Source organism: Kitasatospora sp. NPDC057512 (assembly GCF_042802135.1).
In the GTDB taxonomy this organism is placed as follows: domain Bacteria; phylum Actinomycetota; class Actinomycetes; order Streptomycetales; family Streptomycetaceae; genus Kitasatospora.
On sequence record NZ_JBHVET010000084.1, the window covers coordinates 1 to 17,705 of the forward strand.

General features: G+C 73.1%; 11 protein-coding genes and 1 pseudogene. 3 read left to right on the top strand and 9 right to left on the bottom strand.

The window, feature by feature from the left end:
- Positions 1–347, top strand: a pseudogene (locus ACFU6K_RS08690) (DEAD/DEAH box helicase); the annotation flags it as partial.
- Between the two features lie 87 nt (positions 348–434).
- On the opposite strand, the gene ACFU6K_RS08695 reads toward ACFU6K_RS08690, so the two are convergent.
- The 9 genes from ACFU6K_RS08695 to ACFU6K_RS08735 form a co-directional block, all read right to left on the bottom strand.
- Positions 435–725 carry a hypothetical protein gene (locus ACFU6K_RS08695; protein WP_380661738.1) on the bottom strand — a complete coding sequence of 97 codons (291 nt, stop codon included), beginning with the start codon at positions 723–725 and terminating at the stop codon, positions 435–437.
- A 55-nt stretch (positions 726–780) separates the two neighbouring features.
- Complete coding sequence (locus ACFU6K_RS08700) at positions 781–1,149, bottom strand: helix-turn-helix domain-containing protein (RefSeq protein WP_049660741.1); 369 nt, start codon at positions 1,147–1,149, stop codon at positions 781–783.
- A 350-nt stretch (positions 1,150–1,499) separates the two neighbouring features.
- Complete coding sequence (locus tag ACFU6K_RS08705; RefSeq protein ID WP_380661745.1) at positions 1,500–1,994, bottom strand: CinA family protein; 495 nt, start codon at positions 1,992–1,994, stop codon at positions 1,500–1,502.
- A gap of 79 nt (positions 1,995–2,073) precedes the next feature.
- Complete coding sequence (pgsA, locus tag ACFU6K_RS08710; RefSeq protein ID WP_380661739.1) at positions 2,074–2,712, bottom strand: CDP-diacylglycerol--glycerol-3-phosphate 3-phosphatidyltransferase; 639 nt, start codon at positions 2,710–2,712, stop codon at positions 2,074–2,076.
- Positions 2,709–4,214: a 30S ribosomal protein S12 methylthiotransferase RimO gene (gene rimO / locus ACFU6K_RS08715; RefSeq protein ID WP_380661740.1), complete on the bottom strand. Its 1,506-nt coding sequence runs from the start codon at positions 4,212–4,214 to the stop codon at positions 2,709–2,711. The genes pgsA and rimO overlap by 4 nt, the downstream gene beginning before the upstream one ends.
- A gap of 96 nt (positions 4,215–4,310) precedes the next feature.
- Positions 4,311–5,174 (bottom strand): helix-turn-helix domain-containing protein, encoded by an 864-nt coding sequence (locus ACFU6K_RS08720; protein ID WP_380661741.1) that lies wholly within the window; start codon positions 5,172–5,174, stop codon positions 4,311–4,313.
- A gap of 281 nt (positions 5,175–5,455) precedes the next feature.
- A complete protein-coding gene (locus ACFU6K_RS08725) occupies positions 5,456–8,131 on the bottom strand; it encodes a DNA translocase FtsK (protein ID WP_380661742.1) in 2,676 nt (891 codons plus the stop codon).
- Positions 8,132–8,279: 148 nt separating this feature from the next.
- Entirely contained in the window at positions 8,280–8,918 is a 639-nt protein-coding gene (locus ACFU6K_RS08730; RefSeq protein WP_049659044.1) for a response regulator, read from the bottom strand.
- 293 nt (positions 8,919–9,211) lie between these two features.
- On the bottom strand, positions 9,212–13,720 hold the full coding sequence (locus ACFU6K_RS08735) for a HAMP domain-containing protein (RefSeq protein ID WP_380661746.1): 4,509 nt from the start codon (positions 13,718–13,720) through the stop codon (positions 9,212–9,214).
- A gap of 573 nt (positions 13,721–14,293) precedes the next feature.
- Between ACFU6K_RS08735 and ACFU6K_RS08740 the strand changes: the two genes are divergently transcribed.
- Positions 14,294–16,855, top strand: coding sequence for a SpoIIE family protein phosphatase (locus ACFU6K_RS08740; RefSeq protein WP_380661743.1), 2,562 nt, complete (start codon positions 14,294–14,296; stop codon positions 16,853–16,855).
- Positions 16,856–17,160: 305 nt separating this feature from the next.
- A partial coding sequence (locus ACFU6K_RS08745; protein ID WP_380661744.1) for a GPR1/FUN34/YaaH family transporter occupies positions 17,161–17,705 on the top strand: 545 nt, incomplete at its 3' end.

Below are 17,705 nucleotides of genomic sequence, written 5' to 3' on the forward strand. Positions count from 1 at the left end.
CCTACGGCGCGGCCCTGCCCTGGCCCGACCCGCCCGCGGCCCCCGACGGCAAGGAGCCCACCGCCCACCGCCCGGGCCGCAAGGCGGGCGCCCTGGTGGTCCTGGTGGACGGCGAGCCGGCGCTGTACGTCGAGCGCGGCGGCAAGTCCCTGCTGGCCTGGCCGGAGGACGAGGCCACCCGGGCGCTGGCGGCCGGGGCGCTCGCGGCCGCCGTCCGGGAGGGCGCGCTCGGCAGCGTCACGGTCGAACGGGCCAACGGCGAGCCCGCCCTGGGCTCGGCCCTCGGCCGCGCCCTGGAGGAGGCCGGCTTCCACGCCACCCCGCGCGGCCTGCGCCTGCGCCCCTGAACCGCGGCACCGCGGCACAACGGCACAGCGGCCGGAGAACACCGGAGGCCACGGGGTCGTCGACCCCGCGGCCTCCGGCCACGTCCATCACCCGACCGGCGGCAGTCGCACCTCCACCGGCTCCGCACGCGGGCGCCGGGCCGGTCCGGTCGCGTTCCAGTCGGCGTGGACCGGAATGAGACCGAGTCCCCAGCCGCCGGCCGCGAGCAGCCCCAGCACCGCACCGTCGGTCAGCTGTCCCCGGACCACCAGGAGCCACCAGGCGAGCCCGGCCGCCGAGGCCGCCAGCACCCACCGCACCGGACGCCGTACCCGGAGGAACAGCCGCGCCCGGGCCCGTATTCGGGCCATCGGGCGCGTCTGCGCGTCTGTTCGCACGACCGCCCTCCCTTCGCTCGCCCCGGGCAGGGGCGCCCGGGAGTCGAGGCCGGGATCAGGCGGCGACCACGTCCATCGCGGCGGCCTTGGGCGACATGTTCGCCCGGTCGGTGCCGGGGGCGGGCAGCGGAACCGGTTCGAGTACCGGCCTCAGCAGATCACCTTCGGAGAGGGTGGCCATCGCCGCAAGTTCAGCGAGCGACAGTTCGTCGCTGACCTCGCGCATGACCTCGGACATCCGGACGTCGAGTGCGTCGCAGATGGCGGAGAGCAGCTCCGAGGAGGCCTCCTTCTGTCCCCGCTCGACCTCGGAGAGGTATCCGAGCGAAACCCTGGCTGCCGCCGACACCTCGCGGAGTGTGCGGCCCTGGCGCTGGCGCTGCCGACGCAGTACATCGCCCAGTAGGCGACGGAGCAGGATCATCGGTGCCTCCCTCCTCGGACTGCGGATCGAGATGTCACGACCCCACCGTACCGCCTTGCCCGCTTCGCGTGCGGGGACCCTGGTCGTGTTCACTCTGGGCTGCAAGGCCGTCCCCCTCCTTGTTCCGGTGTCGCACCCGGGTTCGCGGGCCCCTCGTGGTACCCGTAGCGACCCACCCGGCCACCGTCACGCAACTCGTTCGCCACCTGGTTTCTGCCCAACCAGGGTGTTGGATGTAACACGATCCTCCCGCTGTCCCATACCCGCGCGCCCGCCCGGCGATCCCGGTCCGGTGGAGGCCCTCCCCGCGGGCCCCGGTCGCGCGGACCGGCCGGCCGTACGAACCCGGCCTACCGTGCGAACCGACCGACCAGCAGTTCCAGCGCGGCGGTCACCGCTTCGTGACGGATTGTGGCACGACCGCCCGACAGCAGGGGAGAACTGACCAGAGTTCCCCCCGGGCCGGCGACGGCCAGGTGTACGGTGCCCACCGGCTGCCCATCCTGCGGGTCCGGCCCGGCCACCCCGGTCGTCGCGAGCCCATACGTGGCCCCCAGCAGTCCGCGCACGCCCTCGGCCATCTGTCGGGCCACCACCGGGTGGACCGGCCCGTACACGTCCAGCAGGCCCTCGTCCACCCCGAGCACCGAGGCCTTCAACTCGGTCGCGTACGCGGTGACCGAGCCCCGGAAGGTCGCGGACGCCCCGGGGACGTCCACCAGCGCGGCGGCCAGCAGCCCCCCGGTCAGCGACTCGGCGACGGCCAGCGTGCCGCCCTCGGCCCGCAGCGCGGCGTGCGCCCGCTCGGCCAGTGCGAAGTCCCGCGCCGCCGCGTCCGGCGCCACCGCGTCCCGCACCGGCACGCCCCGCGCCGCCGCGCCGTGCTCCGCCACGTCCCGCTCCGACACCCGGTCCCCCCGTCGCTCAGCGGCCGGCCCGCGCCGCGGTCCGTCCCTCGCGGCGCAGGCGCAGCGCCTGCCCGATGTAGTCCAGCGCGGTGCCGACGGTCAGCAGCACCGCCAGCCCCATCAGGACCGCCCGCCCGGTGGCCAGCCAGCCGGTCAGGTCCAGTACGTACATGCCGACCGCGGTGCCCTGGGTCAGCGTCTTGAGCTTGCCGCCGCGGCTGGCCGGGATGACCCCGTAGCGGATCACCCAGAACCGCATCAGCGTGATGCCGAGCTCGCGGGCCAGGATCACCGCGGTGACCCACCAGGGCAGGTCGCCGAGCAGCGAGAGGCCGATCAGCGCCGAGCCCATGATCGCCTTGTCGGCGATCGGGTCGGCGATCTTCCCGAAGTCGGTGACCAGGCCCTTGCGCCGGGCCAGTTCACCGTCGAACAGGTCGGTGATCATCGCGATCGCGAACGAGGCCCAGGCGACCGAGCGCCACTTGGGGTCGTGCCCGCCGTCGGCGAACAGCAGCGCCACGAAGACCGGCACCAGCAGCACCCGGACCATCGTGAGCACGTTGGCGATGTTCCAGATCCCCGGGGTCGACGGCGCCGCGGCCACCGGTCTGCCCGGGTGGGCCGCGGCCGGGGCGCCGGGCCCCTTGGTCATTCCCCGGCTCCCGAGGCCTCGGCCCCCGACGTCTGGGGCGGTCGCACCTGCTCCAGCGCCTCGGCGATCAGGTCGACGCCCTCGCTGGCGACCACCTTGGCCCGCCGGAACTGGCCGATCGCCGGGGCCTCGACGCCCTCCAGCGTGGTCAGGCCGTCGGTCTCCGGCGCCTGGTGGGCGGAGCGACCCTCGACCACGCCGTCCTCGATCGACTCGATCAGCACCTCGACCTCGGTGCCGATCCGCTGCTCGGCCCGCTGGGCGGTCATCTCCTCGGCCAGCCGGCTCAGCCGGTCCACCCGGTCGGCGATCACGTCGTCGGCGAGCTTGCCGTCGTAGGTCGCGGCCTCGGTGCCGTCCTCGTCCGAGTAGCCGAAGACGCCGATCGCGTCCAGCCCGGCGTGGGTGACGAAGCGCTCCAGCTCGGCGAAGTCCTCCTCGGTCTCGCCGGGGAAGCCGACGATGAAGTTGGACCGGGCGCCGGCCTGCGGGGCCTTGCCGCGGATGGTGCCCAGCAGCTCCAGGAACTGGTCGGTGGAGCCGAAGCGGCGCATCCGGCGCAGCACGGCGGGCGCCGAGTGCTGGAAGGACAGGTCGAAGTAGGGCACCACGTCGGCGGTGCCGGTCATCGAGTCGACCAGGCCCGGGCGCATCTCGGCCGGCTGGAGGTAGGAGACCCGGACCCGCTCGACGCCCTCGATCGCGGAGATCTCGCCGAGCAGCGTCTCCAGCAGCCGGATGTCGCCGAGGTCCTTGCCGTACGAGGTGTTGTTCTCGCTCACCAGGACGATCTCGCGCACGCCCTGCCCGGCCAGCCACTGGGCCTCGTTCAGCACGTCGGAGGGGCGGCGGGAGATGAAGGAGCCGCGGAAGGCCGGGATGGCGCAGAAGGAGCAGCGCCGGTCGCAGCCGGAGGCGAGCTTGACGGAGGCGACCGGGCTGTCGTCCAGCCGCTTGCGCAGGGTGCGCGGGCCGGAGGCCGGGGCGAGGCCGTCGGGCAGGTCGGCGATCGGCTCGGCGGCGGCCTCGGTGCCGTGGCCGGGCAGGGCGACGGCCTCGGCGGCGCTCTGCCGCTCGGCGGGGCTGATCGGCAGCAGCTTGCGGCGGTCGCGCGGGATGTGCGGGGCGTGGTGGCCGCCGGAGAGGATGGTCTGGAGGCGGTCGGAGATGTCCGCGTAGTCGTCGAAGCCGAGGACGCCGTCCGCCTCGGGGAGGGCGTCGGCGAGCTCCTTGCCGTACCGCTCGGCCATGCAGCCGACCGCGACGACGGCCTGGGTGCGGCCGTGCCCCTTGAGGTCGTTGGCCTCCAGCAGGGCGTCCACCGAGTCCTTCTTGGCGGCCTCGACGAAGCCGCAGGTGTTGACCACGGCGACGTCCGCTTCGGCGGCGTCGTCGACCAGCGACCAGCCGTCGGCCTCCAGTCGCCCGGCGAGTTCCTCGGAGTCCACCTCGTTGCGGGCGCATCCGAGCGTGACAAGGGCGACAGTACGGCGTTCAGGCATAGGCCCAAGATTAACGCGCGGGCTCCGGTGCCGTTCGCCCCGGAGGCCGCGCGCCTCGGATCAGCTGATCATCAGTGGGCCGTCCGGCCCCTGTGGTCAGCCCGCCTGCGGGTCTCCGGGGGTGTACGTGACGTGCACCACCTGGCCGTCCTTGCCCAGGAGGCCGAGGTCCTTCCCGTTGACGTACGCGTGCACGGCCCCGCCGTTGCCGAGCACCAGCTTGATCTGCCTGGGGTCGGTGAAGGTCTGGTCCTGGCCGTTGGCGATGTTGTTCTGGAACAGCGACTTGCCGTTGCCGTCCATCGCCGAGACCCAGCTGGTGCCCTCGGCGACCAGCTTCACGGTGACCTTGTCGGCCGGGACGGCGGCGATCGCGGCGGCGCTCGGCACGGGCGCCGGCGGCTGCACGGCGGGCGTGGCGGCGGGGGCCACCGAGCCGGTCCCGGAGCCGCTGGGCAGCGGCGCGCTGGCCGAGCCGGTGGTGCCGTGCCCGCCCTTGCCGCTGACCAGGTTGAAGCCGATCAGCGCGACCACGGCGACGATCGCGGCGACCATGGCGGCCGCCCAGTTCGGCCGGCCGCGCCGGGGCACCCTGATCGGGCCGCTGTCGATCAGCTGGGTCGCCGGGCGCCTGGCGGCGGGCGGGCCGCCGTGCGCGGCGTCGTACCGGGCGACCAGCGCCTCGCCGTCCAGGCCGACCGCGCGGGCGATCAGCCGGATGTTCCCTCGGGCGTAGAAGTCGCCGCCGCAGCGGGCGAAGTCGTCCTCCTCGATGGCATGGACGATCGGCACCCGCACCCGGGTGGCGGTACTCACCTGGTCCACCGTGAGCCCCGCGTCGATCCGGGCGGTGGACAGCACCCGGCCGATGCTCGGGGCATCGGCCGCCTGCACCACGTCGTCGGTCGGCTCGACGGACGGCATGGCGTTCTCGCGGTCGGAGGACTTGCCGATGGTCACGGGGCACGCCTTTCGAGCGGATGGCCACCTGCTGGGGAACAGTCTAGGGGCGCGGGCGGATCGTTTCTCAAGCGGAACGGGCCGAATGCGCGCGCCCGGTCCGACCGGGGTCCGACACTCCGCTGACGAGCCGTCAGCGGAGCCGTGCGGGGGAACCCGGCGGTCGCTTTCCGCCGTGTGACGCGGCGTACGGACGTTCGGTTCCCCACACGGCGCCTACCCTCCTCCGAACGAGTGACACCTCGGTCAGGACACGGGCCGGGCCGGCCGGGCCCCGCCCGTCAACCCCGAAGGGTGATCAGCACCCCGTCCAGCTCGTCCGGCTTCACCAGCACGTCGCGGGCCTTGGAGCCCTCGCTCGGGCCGACGATCCCGCGCGACTCCATCAGGTCCATCAGCCGGCCCGCCTTGGCGAAGCCGACCCGGAGCTTGCGCTGGAGCATCGAGGTGGAGCCGAACTGGGTGGAGACCACCAGCTCGGCCGCCTGGACCAGCAGGTCCAGGTCGTCGCCGATCTCCTCGTCGATCTCCTTCTTCGGCCCGGCCCCGACCATCACGTCGTCCCGGTAGACGGCGCTCAGCTGGTCCTTGCAGTGCTGCACCACCCTGGCGATCTCCGCCTCGGTGACGAACGCGCCCTGCATGCGGATCGGCTTGCTCGCGCCCATCGGCAGGAAGAGCGCGTCGCCCTTGCCGATCAGCTTCTCCGCGCCGGGCTGGTCCAGGATGACCCGGGAGTCGGCCATCGCGGAGGTCGCGAAGGCCAGCCGGGACGGCACGTTGGCCTTGATCAGGCCGGTGACCACGTCCACCGAGGGCCGCTGGGTGGCGAGCACCAGGTGGATGCCGGCCGCGCGGGCCAGCTGGGTGATCCGGACCACCGAGTCCTCGACGTCGCGCGGCGCGACCATCATCAGGTCGGCCAGCTCGTCGACGATCACCAGCAGGTACGGGTACGGCCGCAGCTCGCGCTCGCTGCCCAGCGGCGGGGTGACCTTGCCGGCCTTCACCGCGGCGTTGAAGTCGTCCACGTGCCGGAAGCCGAACGCCGCCAGGTCGTCGTAGCGCATGTCCATCTCGCGCACCACCCACTGGAGGGCCTCGGCGGCCTTCTTGGGGTTGGTGATGATCGGCGTGATCAGGTGCGGGATGCCCTCGTACGCGGTCAGCTCGACCCGCTTGGGGTCGACCAGCACCATCCGCACCTCGTCCGGAGTGGCCCGGGCGAGGATCGAGGTGATCAGGCAGTTGATGCAGGAGGACTTGCCGGCGCCGGTCGCCCCGGCCACCAGGATGTGCGGCATCTTGGCGAGGTTGGCCATCACGGTGTGGCCCTCGACGTCCTTGCCCATGCCGACGACCATCGGGTGCGGGTCCTCGGCGGCCGTGCGCGAGCGCAGCAGGTCGCCGAGGTTGACCATCTCGCGGTCCCGGTTGGGGATCTCGATGCCGACCGCGGACTTGCCCGGGATCGGGCTGATGATCCGCACGTCCGGGCTGGCCACCGCGTACGCGATGTTCTTGGCGAGCGCGGTGATCCGCTCCACCTTGACGGCCGGGCCGAGCTCGACCTCGTAGCGGGTGACCGTCGGGCCCCGGGTGAAGCCGGTGACCTTGGCGTCCACCTTGAACTCGGCGAAGGTGCCGGTGAGCTGGGCGACCACCTCGTCGTTGAGGGCGCTGCGGGCCTTGGCCGGGCCGCCGCGCTCCAGCAGGTCGAGCGAGGGCAGCGCGTAGGTGACGCCCTCGCCGAGCTGGAGCTGCTCCATCCGCACCGGCGCCGCGCCGTGCTCCTCGGGCGCGCCCGGCCCGCCGCCGCGGGCGGCCGGGACGGCGGCCTCCTCCGGCGGGGCGGTGCGGTCCTGCACCTGGTGCATCATGTCCGCCACCGCGGAGGAGGCGGGCACGCCGTAGACCAGCGCGCCGTCCAGGTCGGCGGCCGCGCCGGCGGCGAGGTCGCGGGTGGCGTACGGGTCCAGCGGCTCCTTGTCGAGGGAGATCCGCTCCGCGTCCTCCGGCTCGTCGGTCTGCTTGCGCCGACGGCGGCGCCGGCGGGCGGCCACCTCGTCCGAGGGGTCGTCACTGCCGGTGTCCACGGTGAACGGCAGCGCGTCGGGGTCGGCGTCCTCCGGCGGGTCGGTGGACAGCTCGCGCTCCGGCGTGCGCCCCCAGAGCTGCTCGTCCTCGGGCCCGGGCTCGACCACGCCGAGCCGTATGCCGATCCCGCGCACCCGGTCGCCGATCCGGTTGATCGGGGTGGCGGTGACCACCAGCAGACCGAAGAAGGCCAGCAGCAGGAGCAGCGGGACGGCGAGCGCCGGTCCGGCGGCGGCCATCATCGGGGTGGAGACGGCCCAGCCGATGATCCCGCCGGCCGCCCGTATCCGGGAGGCGCCGCTGCCCATCATGGGCGCGCCGCAGCCGATGTGGACCAGGCCGAGGACGCCGACCAGCAGCGCGCTCAGCCCGATCATGATCCGGCCGTTGGCCTCCGGCAGCTCCGGGTGGCGCCAGAGCCTGATCGCCATCGCGGCCAGCAGGAACGGCACCAGCACGTCGAGCCGGCCGAACAGCCCGGAGACCACGGCGGTGGCGCCCTCGCCCAGCCAGCCCTGCGGGCTGAACCAGGTGCCGGCCGCGGTCACCAGTGCGAGCCCGAACAGCAGCAGGCCCACGCCGTCCTTGCGGTGGGCCGGGTGCAGGTTCTTGGCCCCGTCGCCGAAGCCCCGGAAGATCGCGGCGATCGGGCTCCCCAGGGCGTTGAGCGCGCCCATCAGCACCGACCTGGACGGCTTCGGCGGGGGCGGGGCCGGCTTGGCCGCCGCCTTCTTCGCGGGGGCCGCCTTCTTCGCCGCCGCCTTCTTTGCGGGCGGCTTGCCCGGAGCCTTCGCCGCGGCCTTCCCGGACGCTCCCGGACTCGTCTTACGTGCTGCGTTCCCGGGCGTGCGAGTGGCCATGGGTCAGCAGCCTACCGGGGCGGGCGACCAGTGCACATGTGCCCGAGCCCGGGTGCGCGGACGTGTCGCAGACACACCGTCACCCTGACCGGGATTCACCCGGTCGCAGCACAGCGGACCACCCGGACGGGTGAACGGCGGCCGCGGATCAGGAACTGCCCGGACGCATCGCGTCCAGGGCCCGGCGCAGCCCCGCGAGCTTGCGCTCCAGGTGCGCGGCGGTGGCGGCCACCCCGGCGTCCTCGCCCCCGTCCAGCTGCTTGCCGAGCGCCTCCGCCTGCTCCTCGACCGCCGCCAGCCGCGCGGACAGCTCGCCCAGCAGCGCCCCGCCGAGGGCCTGCTCGCCGCCGCCCTCCTCCAGCTGCAGGCGCAGCAGCGCCGCCTGCTCCTTCAGCTGGCAGTTCTTCGCGTACAGGTCGACGAAGACGGAGACCTTGGCGCGCAGCACCCACGGGTCGAAGGGCTTGGAGATGTAGTCCACCGCGCCGGCCGCGTAGCCGCGGAAGGTGTGGTGCGGACCGTGGTTGATCGCGGTCAGGAAGATGATCGGGATGTCCCGGGTGCGCTCCCGGCGCTTGATGTGGGCGGCCGTCTCGAAGCCGTCCATCCCCGGCATCTGCACGTCCAGCAGGATCACCGCGAAGTCGTCGGTGAGCAGCGCCTTCAGCGCCTCCTCGCCGGAGGCCGCGCGCACCAGCGTCTGGTCCAGCGCCGAGAGGATCGCCTCCAGCGCCAGCAGGTTCTCCGGTCGGTCGTCGACCAGGAGGATCTTGGCCTTCTGCATCAGGGCTCGCCCTCCTGTCGCCTGCCTGCCGCCCGGTGCAGGCACCCGCGTACTGCCCACCGCTACCCCGGTCATGCTAGCCGCACCCCCTCGCCCGGCACATCGCCCCGTCGTGACCCGATCCGGGGCGGCGCGCAGTCAGTGCTCCGGCGCACGCTCACCAGCGTGTTGCCGTCCGGTCACTGTTCGCAACGATCGGTGACCCTACCGGGTTCCCGGGCCCCACCGCCAGCAAACCGGCCGACCGACCGGCGTGAACCCCGGGGCCCGGGCCGGGGTTCACGCCTCCCCCCGGGTCACGCCCGGTCGCCGCTCAACCACTCGTGCATGACCGTCAGCAGGTGGTCGGTCTCCACCGGCTTGGTGATGTGGTCGGTGGCGCCCGCCTGCAGCGACTTCTCCCGGTCGCCCTTCATCGCCTTGGCGGTCAGCGCGATGATCGGCAGGCCGGCGAACTGGGGCATCCGGCGGATCGCCTCGGTGGTCGCGTAGCCGTCCATCTCCGGCATCATGATGTCCATCAGGACCAGCGCCACGCTCTCGTGCTGCTCCAGCATCTCGATGCCCTCGCGGCCGTTCTCCGCGTACAGGACGGTCAGACCGTGCTGCTCCAGCACGCTGGTGAGGGCGAACACGTTGCGGACGTCGTCGTCCACGATCAGCACCTGCTGGCCGTCGAAGCGGCGGCCGCCGCCGGCCGGGCGGGGCGGCACGGGCTCCACCGTCCGCGGCCCGGCGGCGCTCTCCAGGGCGGCGCTGCGCCGGCGCTCCACCGCGCCGCGGCGGCGCTCCTCGGCCAGCTCGCGGACCTCCTGGGCCCAGTGGTCGGCCGGGTTCTCCCCGACCGGCACCGGCAGGCCCACCGGGGTCACCCCGACCGAGGCCCGCGGTGCCAGGCCGCCCGGAGCGCCCTGGCGCGGCTCGCCGACGGCCTCCGGGGCCTCGGTGCGCAGCGGCAGGTAGAGCGTGAAGGTCGAGCCCTTGCCCAGCTCGCTCTCGGCGTGGATCTCGCCGCCGAGCAGCCGGGCGATCTCCCGGCTGATGGACAGGCCGAGGCCGGTGCCGCCGTACTTGCGGCTGGTGGTGCCGTCGGCCTGCTTGAACGCCTCGAAGATCTCCCGCAGCTTGTTCTCGGGGATGCCGATGCCGGTGTCGGAGACCGAGAAGGCGATCAGCTCGTCGTCCGGGCCCTGGATCGAGCCGGACTCCAGCAGCCGCTCGCGCACGTGCTGCGGGACCTCCCGGCCGGCCGGGCGGATCGAGAAGTCGACGGCTCCGGCGTCGGTGAACTTCACCGCGTTGGAGATCAGGTTGCGCAGCACCTGCTGGAGCCGCTGCTCGTCGGTGTGCAGGGTGACCGGCAGGGCGGGCGAGACCCGGACGGCGAAGTCCAGGTTCTTGTCCAGCGCGACCGGCTGGAAGGTGGCCTCGACGTAGTCGACCAGCTGGACCAGGGCGATCCGGGCCGGGCGGACGTCCATCTTCCCGGCCTCGACCTTGGACAGGTCGAGGATGTCGTTGATCAGCTGGAGCAGGTCGGAGCCCGCGCCGTGGATGGTGTCGGCGAACTCGACCTGCTTGGGCGAGAGGTTGCCCTCGTTGTTGTCGGAGAGCAGCTTGGCCAGGATCAGCAGCGAGTTGAGCGGGGTGCGCAGCTCGTGCGACATGTTGGCGAGGAACTCGCTCTTGTACCGGGAGGCCAGGGCGAGCTGCTCGGCGCGCTCCTCCAGGACCTGCCGGGCCTCCTCGATCTCGCCGTTCTTGATCTCGATGTCGCGGTTCTGCTGGGCGAGTTGCTCGGCCTTCTCCTGCAACTCCTCGTTGGTGCGCTCCAGTTCCTCCTGGCGGGCCTCCAACTCGGCGGACCGCATCGAGAGTTCGGCGGTCAGCCGCTGGGACTCCAGTAGCAGGCCCTCGGTCTTGGTGTTGACGCTGATGGTGTTGACGGTGACGCCGATCAGATCGGCGATCTGGTTCAGGAAGTCCAGCGCGACGGTGGTGAAGGAGCTGAAGGTGGCCAGCTCGATCACGCCCAGCAGCCGCCCTTCGAACAGCACCGGCAGCACCACGATGTGGGCCGGGGAGGCCTCACCGAGGCCGGAGGCGATCTTCAGGTACCCGGGCGGCGCCTCCTTGAGGATGATCGCCCGCTTCTCCACCGCGGCCTGGCCGATCAGCGACTCGCCGGGCCGGAAGGTGGTCGGCATCGCCCGCCGCTGGTAGCCGTAGCTGCCGATCAGGCGCAGCACGGTGTCGTTCTCGTCGTCGTCCTCGGTGATCAGCTCGGCGGTGCGGCCGGCCGGCTGGGAGAGGAAGAAGGCGCCGTGCTGGGCCGAGACCACCGGGGTCAGCTCGGTCATGATCAGCGAGGCGACGGCCTCCAGGTCCCGGCGGCCCTGGAGCAGGCCGGAGATCCGGGCCAGGTTGGTCTTGAGCCAGTCCTGCTCCTGGTTGGTGCGGGTGGTCTCGCGCAGGTTGGCGATCATCTGGTTGATGTTGTCCTTGAGCTCGTCGAGCTCGCCCGCGGCGTCCACGTCGATCCGCAGGCTCAGGTCGCCCCTGGTGACCGCGGTGGCGACCTGGGCGATCGCGCGCACCTGCCGGGTCAGGTTGTTGGCCAGCTCGTTCACCGACTCGGTGAGGTCCTGCCAGGTGCCGTCCACGCCGGGCACCCGGGCCTGGCCGCCGAGCCGTCCGTCGGTGCCCACCTCGCGGGCGACCCGGGTGACCTCGTCGGCGAACGCGGAGAGCTGGTCGACCATGGTGTTGATGCTGGTCTTGAGCTGGAGGATCTCGCCGCGCGCGTCGACGTCGATCTTCTGCGAGAGGTCGCCGCGGGCCACCGCGGTGATCACCAGCGCGATGTTCCGCACCTGGCCGGTGAGGTTGTTGGCCATCAGGTTGACGTTGTCGGTCAGGTCCTTCCAGATGCCGGCCACGCCCGGCACGCTGGCCTGGCCGCCCAGGGTGCCGTCGGTGCCGACCTCGCGGGCGACCCGGGTGACCTCCACCGCGAAGGAGGACAGCTGGTCGACCATGGTGTTGAGGGTCGCGGCGAGCGCCGCCACCTCGCCCTGCGCGTCGATCGCGATCTTCTTGGAGAGGTCGCCGCGGGCCACCGCACCGGCGACCTCGGCGATGTTGCGCACCTGTCCGGTCAGGTTCGACGCCATGAAGTTGACGTTGTCGGTCAGGTCCTTCCAGATGCCCGACACCCCGCGCACCCTGGCCTGGCCGCCCAGGATGCCCTCGGTGCCCACCTCGCGGGCCACCCGGGTCACCTCGTCGGCGAATGCCGACAGCTGGTCGACCATGGTGTTGACGGTCGTCACCAGCTCCAGGATCTCGCCCCGGGCGTCGACGGTGATCTTCTTGGAGACGTCGCCGCGCGCCACCGCCGTGGTCACCTCGGCGATGTTCCGGACCTGACTGGTCAGGTTGTTGGCCATCAGGTTGACGGAGTTGGTCAGGTCCTTCCAGATGCCGGCCACGCCGGGCACGCTGGCCTGGCCGCCGAGGATGCCCTCGGTGCCGACGTCCCGGGCGACCCGGGTGACCTCGTCCGCGAAGGCGCCCAGCTGGTCCACCATCGTGTTGATGGTGTTCTTCAGCTCCAGGATCTCCCCGCGCGCGTCCACCTGGATCTTCTGCGACAGGTCGCCCTTGGCGACCGCGGTCGTCACCTGGGCGATGTTGCGCACCTGATCGGTGAGGTTGTTCGCCATGAAGTTGACGTTGTCGGTCAGGTCCCGCCACACCCCGGCCGCCCCGGGCACCTGGGCCTGGCCGCCGAGCCGCCCCTCGGTGCCCACCTGGCGGGCCACCCTGGTCACCTGCTCGGCGAAGCCGGAGAGCTGGTCGACCATCGTGTTGATGGTGTTCTTCAGCTCCAGCATCTCGCCGCGCGCGTCCACCTCGATCTTCTGCGAGAGGTCCCCGCGCGCCACCGCCGTGGTCACCTGGGCGATGTTGCGCACCTGGCCGGTCAGGTTGTCGGCCATGAAGTTCACCGAGTCGGTCAGGTCCCGCCAGACCCCGGCCACGCCGGGCACCTGGGCCTGACCGCCGAGCCGGCCCTCCGTCCCCACGTCCCTGGCCACCCCGGTGACCTGCGCGGCGAACCCGTTCAGCTGGTCCACCATCGTGTTGACGGTGTTCTTCAGCTCCAGCATCTCGCCGGCCACCTCGACGGTGACCTTGCGGGACAGGTCGCCCTTGGCGACCGCCGTGGTCACCTGGGCGATGTTGCGGACCTGGGCGGTCAGCCGGCCCGCCATGGTGTTGACCGAGTCTGCCAGGTCCTTCCAACTGCCGGACACGCTGCGGACCTTGGCCTGGCCGCCGAGCTTGCCCTCGGTACCCACCTCGCGGGCCACCCGGGTCACCTCGTCGGTGAACTCGGAGAGCTGGTCCACCAGCCCGTTGACGGTCCGCCCGATCTTCAGGTACTCGCCGCGCAGCGGGTGGCTCACCCCGTTGCTGTGCAGCGAGCGCAGCTCCATCTTCTGGTCCAGGTCGCCCTCGGCGATCGAGGTGAGCACCCGGCCCACCTCGGCCATCGGGCGGGCCAGGTCGTCGATCAGCGCGTTGCAGTTGTCGACCGCCGCCATCCAGGCGCCCTCGCCCGCGCCGGTCTCCAGCCGCTCGTTCAGCCGGCCCTCGCGGCCCACCGCCCGGCGGACCCTCGCCAGCTCACCGGTCAGGTGCTGGTTGCGCTCGGCGACCTCGTTGAAGACCGCGGCGATCTCGGCCAGCGGCCCGTCCCCGGGGACGGTCAGCCGGCGGCGGAAGTTGCCGTCCCGCATCGCGGTCAGCGCCGACAGCAGCTTGCGCAGCTCGGCGGGCTCCGCGCCACGGTTGTGACTCACCCGCCGACCGGCCGCGTTCCGCGGCGCGGCCCCGGGGCGCCCACCGCGCGGGGCGGGCGGCGTCGTTCCGGTTGCGTCCTTGGTGGCCGAACTCAACGGGCCCCTCCCACATCGTGAACTGTCCGGTGACCGACCCGTGCCGGTGCGGCACGCACCCGGGCACCGGCCCGGTCGGGCTGCGTACCGGCGGCCCTCGGCGCGCCGGCACCTCGACGACCGTACTGCTCCCACCGGCCGTCGCGGACCCCCCAGTCTGGCAGCACCGGCACCGGGTGCACGGCCGGTTGCGCTCGGTTCGTACCGCACCGTCCGAAACAGGTGGGCAGAATCACCCTCTGGTGCCAGTTTCGACTCCCCACCCCCACGGGGAACCAAGCGGAAAGTAGGGTGGAGCGCTGCACCGGGCCACGACCCGACCCAGCGCCGCCGCTCACCCCGACGGCGCGCACGGGGAGTCGGCGCCGCACCCCCGGACAGCCAGGGCAAGAGCAGCAGAGGAGAAGTGGCAACGTGGTCACCGCGCGCGCAGCCGCCACCTTCGACCCCGACGGCCGGTCCGCGGCCGCCGCACGGGGCTTCGTCCGGGACGCGCTGCTCGGCTGGGGGCTGCCCGAGGTCGTCGACGACGCGGTCGTGCTGGTCAGCGAGCTCGTCACCAACGCCGTCGTGCACGCCGGCACCGCCGCCGAGGTCTGTTGCCTGCGCGAGGAGGAGAGCGTCCGGATCGAGGTCACCGACCACCACCCCGAACGCGGCCTGCCCTCGCTCGGCGACGGTCCGGTCGTCGACTCCGACCGCTACGCCGACCCGGACGGCGAGGGCGGCCGAGGCCTGCTGATGTGCTCCGCCCTCGCCGAGCGGTGGGGCGTCGAGTACGCGGCCGGCCGCAAGACCGTCTGGTTCCGCCTCGCCCTGCCCGTACACGTGTCCGGCACTCGCTACGCCGTTCCCGCGACCCCCGGCAGCGACCTGCCCAGCGGCCCGGGCCCGGTGCACGTCGCCGTCGTCCAACTCGACGAGGACGGCCGGGTGCTGGCCTGGAACCCGGACGCCGAGGCGCTCTTCCAGCACCCCGCCGCCACCGTCCTCGGCCGCCCCTGGGCCGACCTCGCGGTCTGGCCGCAGGCCCCCGCCCGCGGCCTCGGCCTGACCGACACCCTGCGGATGGCCCGCTGGGAGGGCGGCTACGGCGTCCGCCGCCAGGACGGCCGCGAGGTCGAGGTGTACGGCGTCCAGGTCCGGCTGCGCGACACCGAGGGCGTCCCCTCCACCCTCTGCCTGCTCGTCCTCGAACCCGACCGCGCGGTGCTGCGCTCCCCCGCCCGCGCCCTGCCCGGCGAGCGCCCCGACCCGGCCGGCCCCCGGCTCGACCTGCTGGCCGGCCCGGTCGCCACCGACGACCTCGACACCCTGCTGCAGCGCACCGTCGAACGCGCCCGCGACCTGCTCGACGGCGACGCCGCGTACCTGCTGCTCACCACCGACGACGAGGCCGAGTTCGAGGTCCGCGCCGCCACCGGCCTCACCTCCGGCCACCGCCGGCACGCCCGCTTCCCGGTCGGCACCGGCAACCGCTACGACTCCGCCCGGCTGCCCTCCGTCCACGAGGACCTCTCCACCCGGCCCACCGGCCTGCCGCTGCTCTCCGACAGCGGCATGCGCTCCCTGATCACCGTCCCGCTCAAGGTCGAGGGCCGGCTGATCGGCTCGCTCGGCATCGCCGCCGCCGTGCCCGGCCGCTACGACAACGAGGACGCGCTGCGCCTCCAGTTCGCCGCCGACCGGGTCGCCCTCGCCGTCGAGAGCACCCGGCTGACCGAGCTCGAACAGCTGCGCCGCGGCTCGCTCTCCTTCCTGGTCGAGGCCTCCGACCTGCTGGCAGGCACCCTCGAACACGAGCAGACCCTCGCGCTGATGGCCCAGATGGCCGTCCCCACCCTCGCCTCCTGGTGCGCCGTCTACACCACCGCCGACCACGCCTCCCCGGCCCGGCTCGCCTTCGTCCTGCACGAGGACGAGGACCGCATCGACCCGCTGCGCGCCCTGCTCGACAAGACCCCCGTCCCGGAGGCCGGCCCCTCCCACGGCGTCCGGTTCTGGACGGCCCCCGCCGACACCGCCGAGGCCGGCGGCCTCACCGACGGCCCGGACCTCGCCGGACTGCTCGGCGAGACCGTCGTCCTCGCGCTGACCGCCCGCAACCGCGTCATCGGCCTGCTGGTGCTCGGCGTCCCGGCCGGCGTCCGGTTCCGCCAGGAGATCCTCGAACTCGCCGAGGACCTCTCCCGCCGGGCCGCCCTCGCCCTGGACAACTCCCGCCTCTACTCCGAGCGCACCGCCACCAGTCAGGCCCTCCAGCGCAGCCTGCTCCCGCCGGACCTGCCGGAGATCCCCGGCGTCGAGGTGGACGTCTACTACCAGGCGGCCGGCGAGGGCAACGAGGTCGGCGGCGACTTCTACGACCTGTTCACCATCCGCGAGGGCACCTACGGCTTCGCCATCGGCGACGTCTGCGGCACCGGCCCCGAGGCCGCCTCGGTCACCGGCCTGGCCCGGCACTCACTGCGGCTGCTCGCCCGCGAGGGTCTGGACGCCCCGCAGGTGCTGCGCCGGCTCAACGCGGCCATCCTGGACGAGGGTTCGCGCAGCCGCTTCCTCACCCTGCTCTACGGCGAGCTGACGCCCCTTCCGGACGGCAGCACCGAACTCTCCCTGGTCTGCGCCGGCCATCCGCTGCCGCTGAGACTGCGCACCGACGGCCAGGTCGACCGCGCCGCCACCCCGCAGCCGCTGCTCGGTGTGATGGACGACCTCGACCTCACCGCCGAGCGCCTGGTGCTCGCGCCCGGCGAGGTCCTGCTCTGCGTCACCGACGGGGTCACCGAACGCCGCGAGGGCCGGCGGATGCTGGGCGACGACGGCCTCGCCGAGGTGCTCACCGGCTGCACCGGCCTGACGGCCGGAGCGGTCGCGGCGCGGGTGCAGCGCGCGGTCGAGCGCTTCGCCCCGGAGCCGCCGTCCGACGACATGGCGATCCTGACGCTGCGGGTGCCCACCCGACGTCAGGTGTGAGCGGCCATCCGCTGACGCAGTCACAAATTGTTATATTCACAATGGTACAAGCGCGTTCGGTCGGGTAGACCGATCCCACCGGGGAATCCCCCGGCCGGGACGTGACCGGCGGCTCCCCGCCGGCCCACCACGTCCGCCGGCCCATCACCTTCGACCGCAGCCGCGCACGCTCACAGCCGTGCGCCCTCGGCGCGGTCGCGCGCGGCCCTCATCCCCACACCTCTCGCCACCCCTCTCTCCACTCCTCCGGACGACACCACAGCGTCACTGCGCCCTGCGCGCGCCCAGAGTGAAAGGAGCCTCCGGTGAGCAACGAAGCTACCGGGGCAACGAACGCCCACTCCACCGGAGCCGACGCGGGTAACCTCGGCTACCTCGCACTCGGTCTCACACTGCTCGCCTACGGCCTGCTCTCCACCGGCGTCCTGCACGGCGCCGGAGTCGGGAACGCGGCCAACCTCGCCCTCCTCCTTGGCGGCGTCACCCTCTTCGTCGCGGGCCTCTGGCAGCTCCGCGGCGGCGAGGGCTTCACCGGAACCGCCTTCACCAGCCTCGGCGCCTTCTGGGCGGCCTGGTCCGCGGCCGGCGGAGCCGGCAAGAACGCCGCCGGTCTCTTCCTGCTGCTGTGGGCCCTGCTCGGCCTCACCCTGACCGCCGCGAGCTGGGGCACCGGCCTGCTCGGCCGCGCCGTCTACGGCCTGCTGACGGTCTCCCTGGTGCTCTCCGCCGTCGCCAGCTTCGGCGGCTACGGCGGTCTGGCCAAGACCGGCGGCTGGATCGCGGCCGCCTCCGGGCTCGCCGCCTGGTACCGGGCCACCTCCGCACTGAGCAACGGCTCCTGGGGGAGGCT

Bases quoted from the DNA above. Each gene is read 5' to 3' on its own strand.
- rimO (WP_380661740.1), bottom strand. From the start codon at position 4,214: ATGCCTGAACGCCGTACTGTCGCCCTTGTCACGCTCGGATGCGCCCGC.
- ACFU6K_RS08735 (WP_380661746.1), bottom strand. From the start codon at position 13,720: ATGCGGGACGGCAACTTCCGCCGCCGGCTGACCGTCCCCGGGGACGGG.
- ACFU6K_RS08700 (WP_049660741.1), bottom strand. From the start codon at position 1,149: ATGATCCTGCTCCGTCGCCTACTGGGCGATGTACTGCGTCGGCAGCGC.
- pgsA (WP_380661739.1), bottom strand. From the start codon at position 2,712: ATGACCAAGGGGCCCGGCGCCCCGGCCGCGGCCCACCCGGGCAGACCG.
- ACFU6K_RS08725 (WP_380661742.1), bottom strand. From the start codon at position 8,131: ATGGCCACTCGCACGCCCGGGAACGCAGCACGTAAGACGAGTCCGGGA.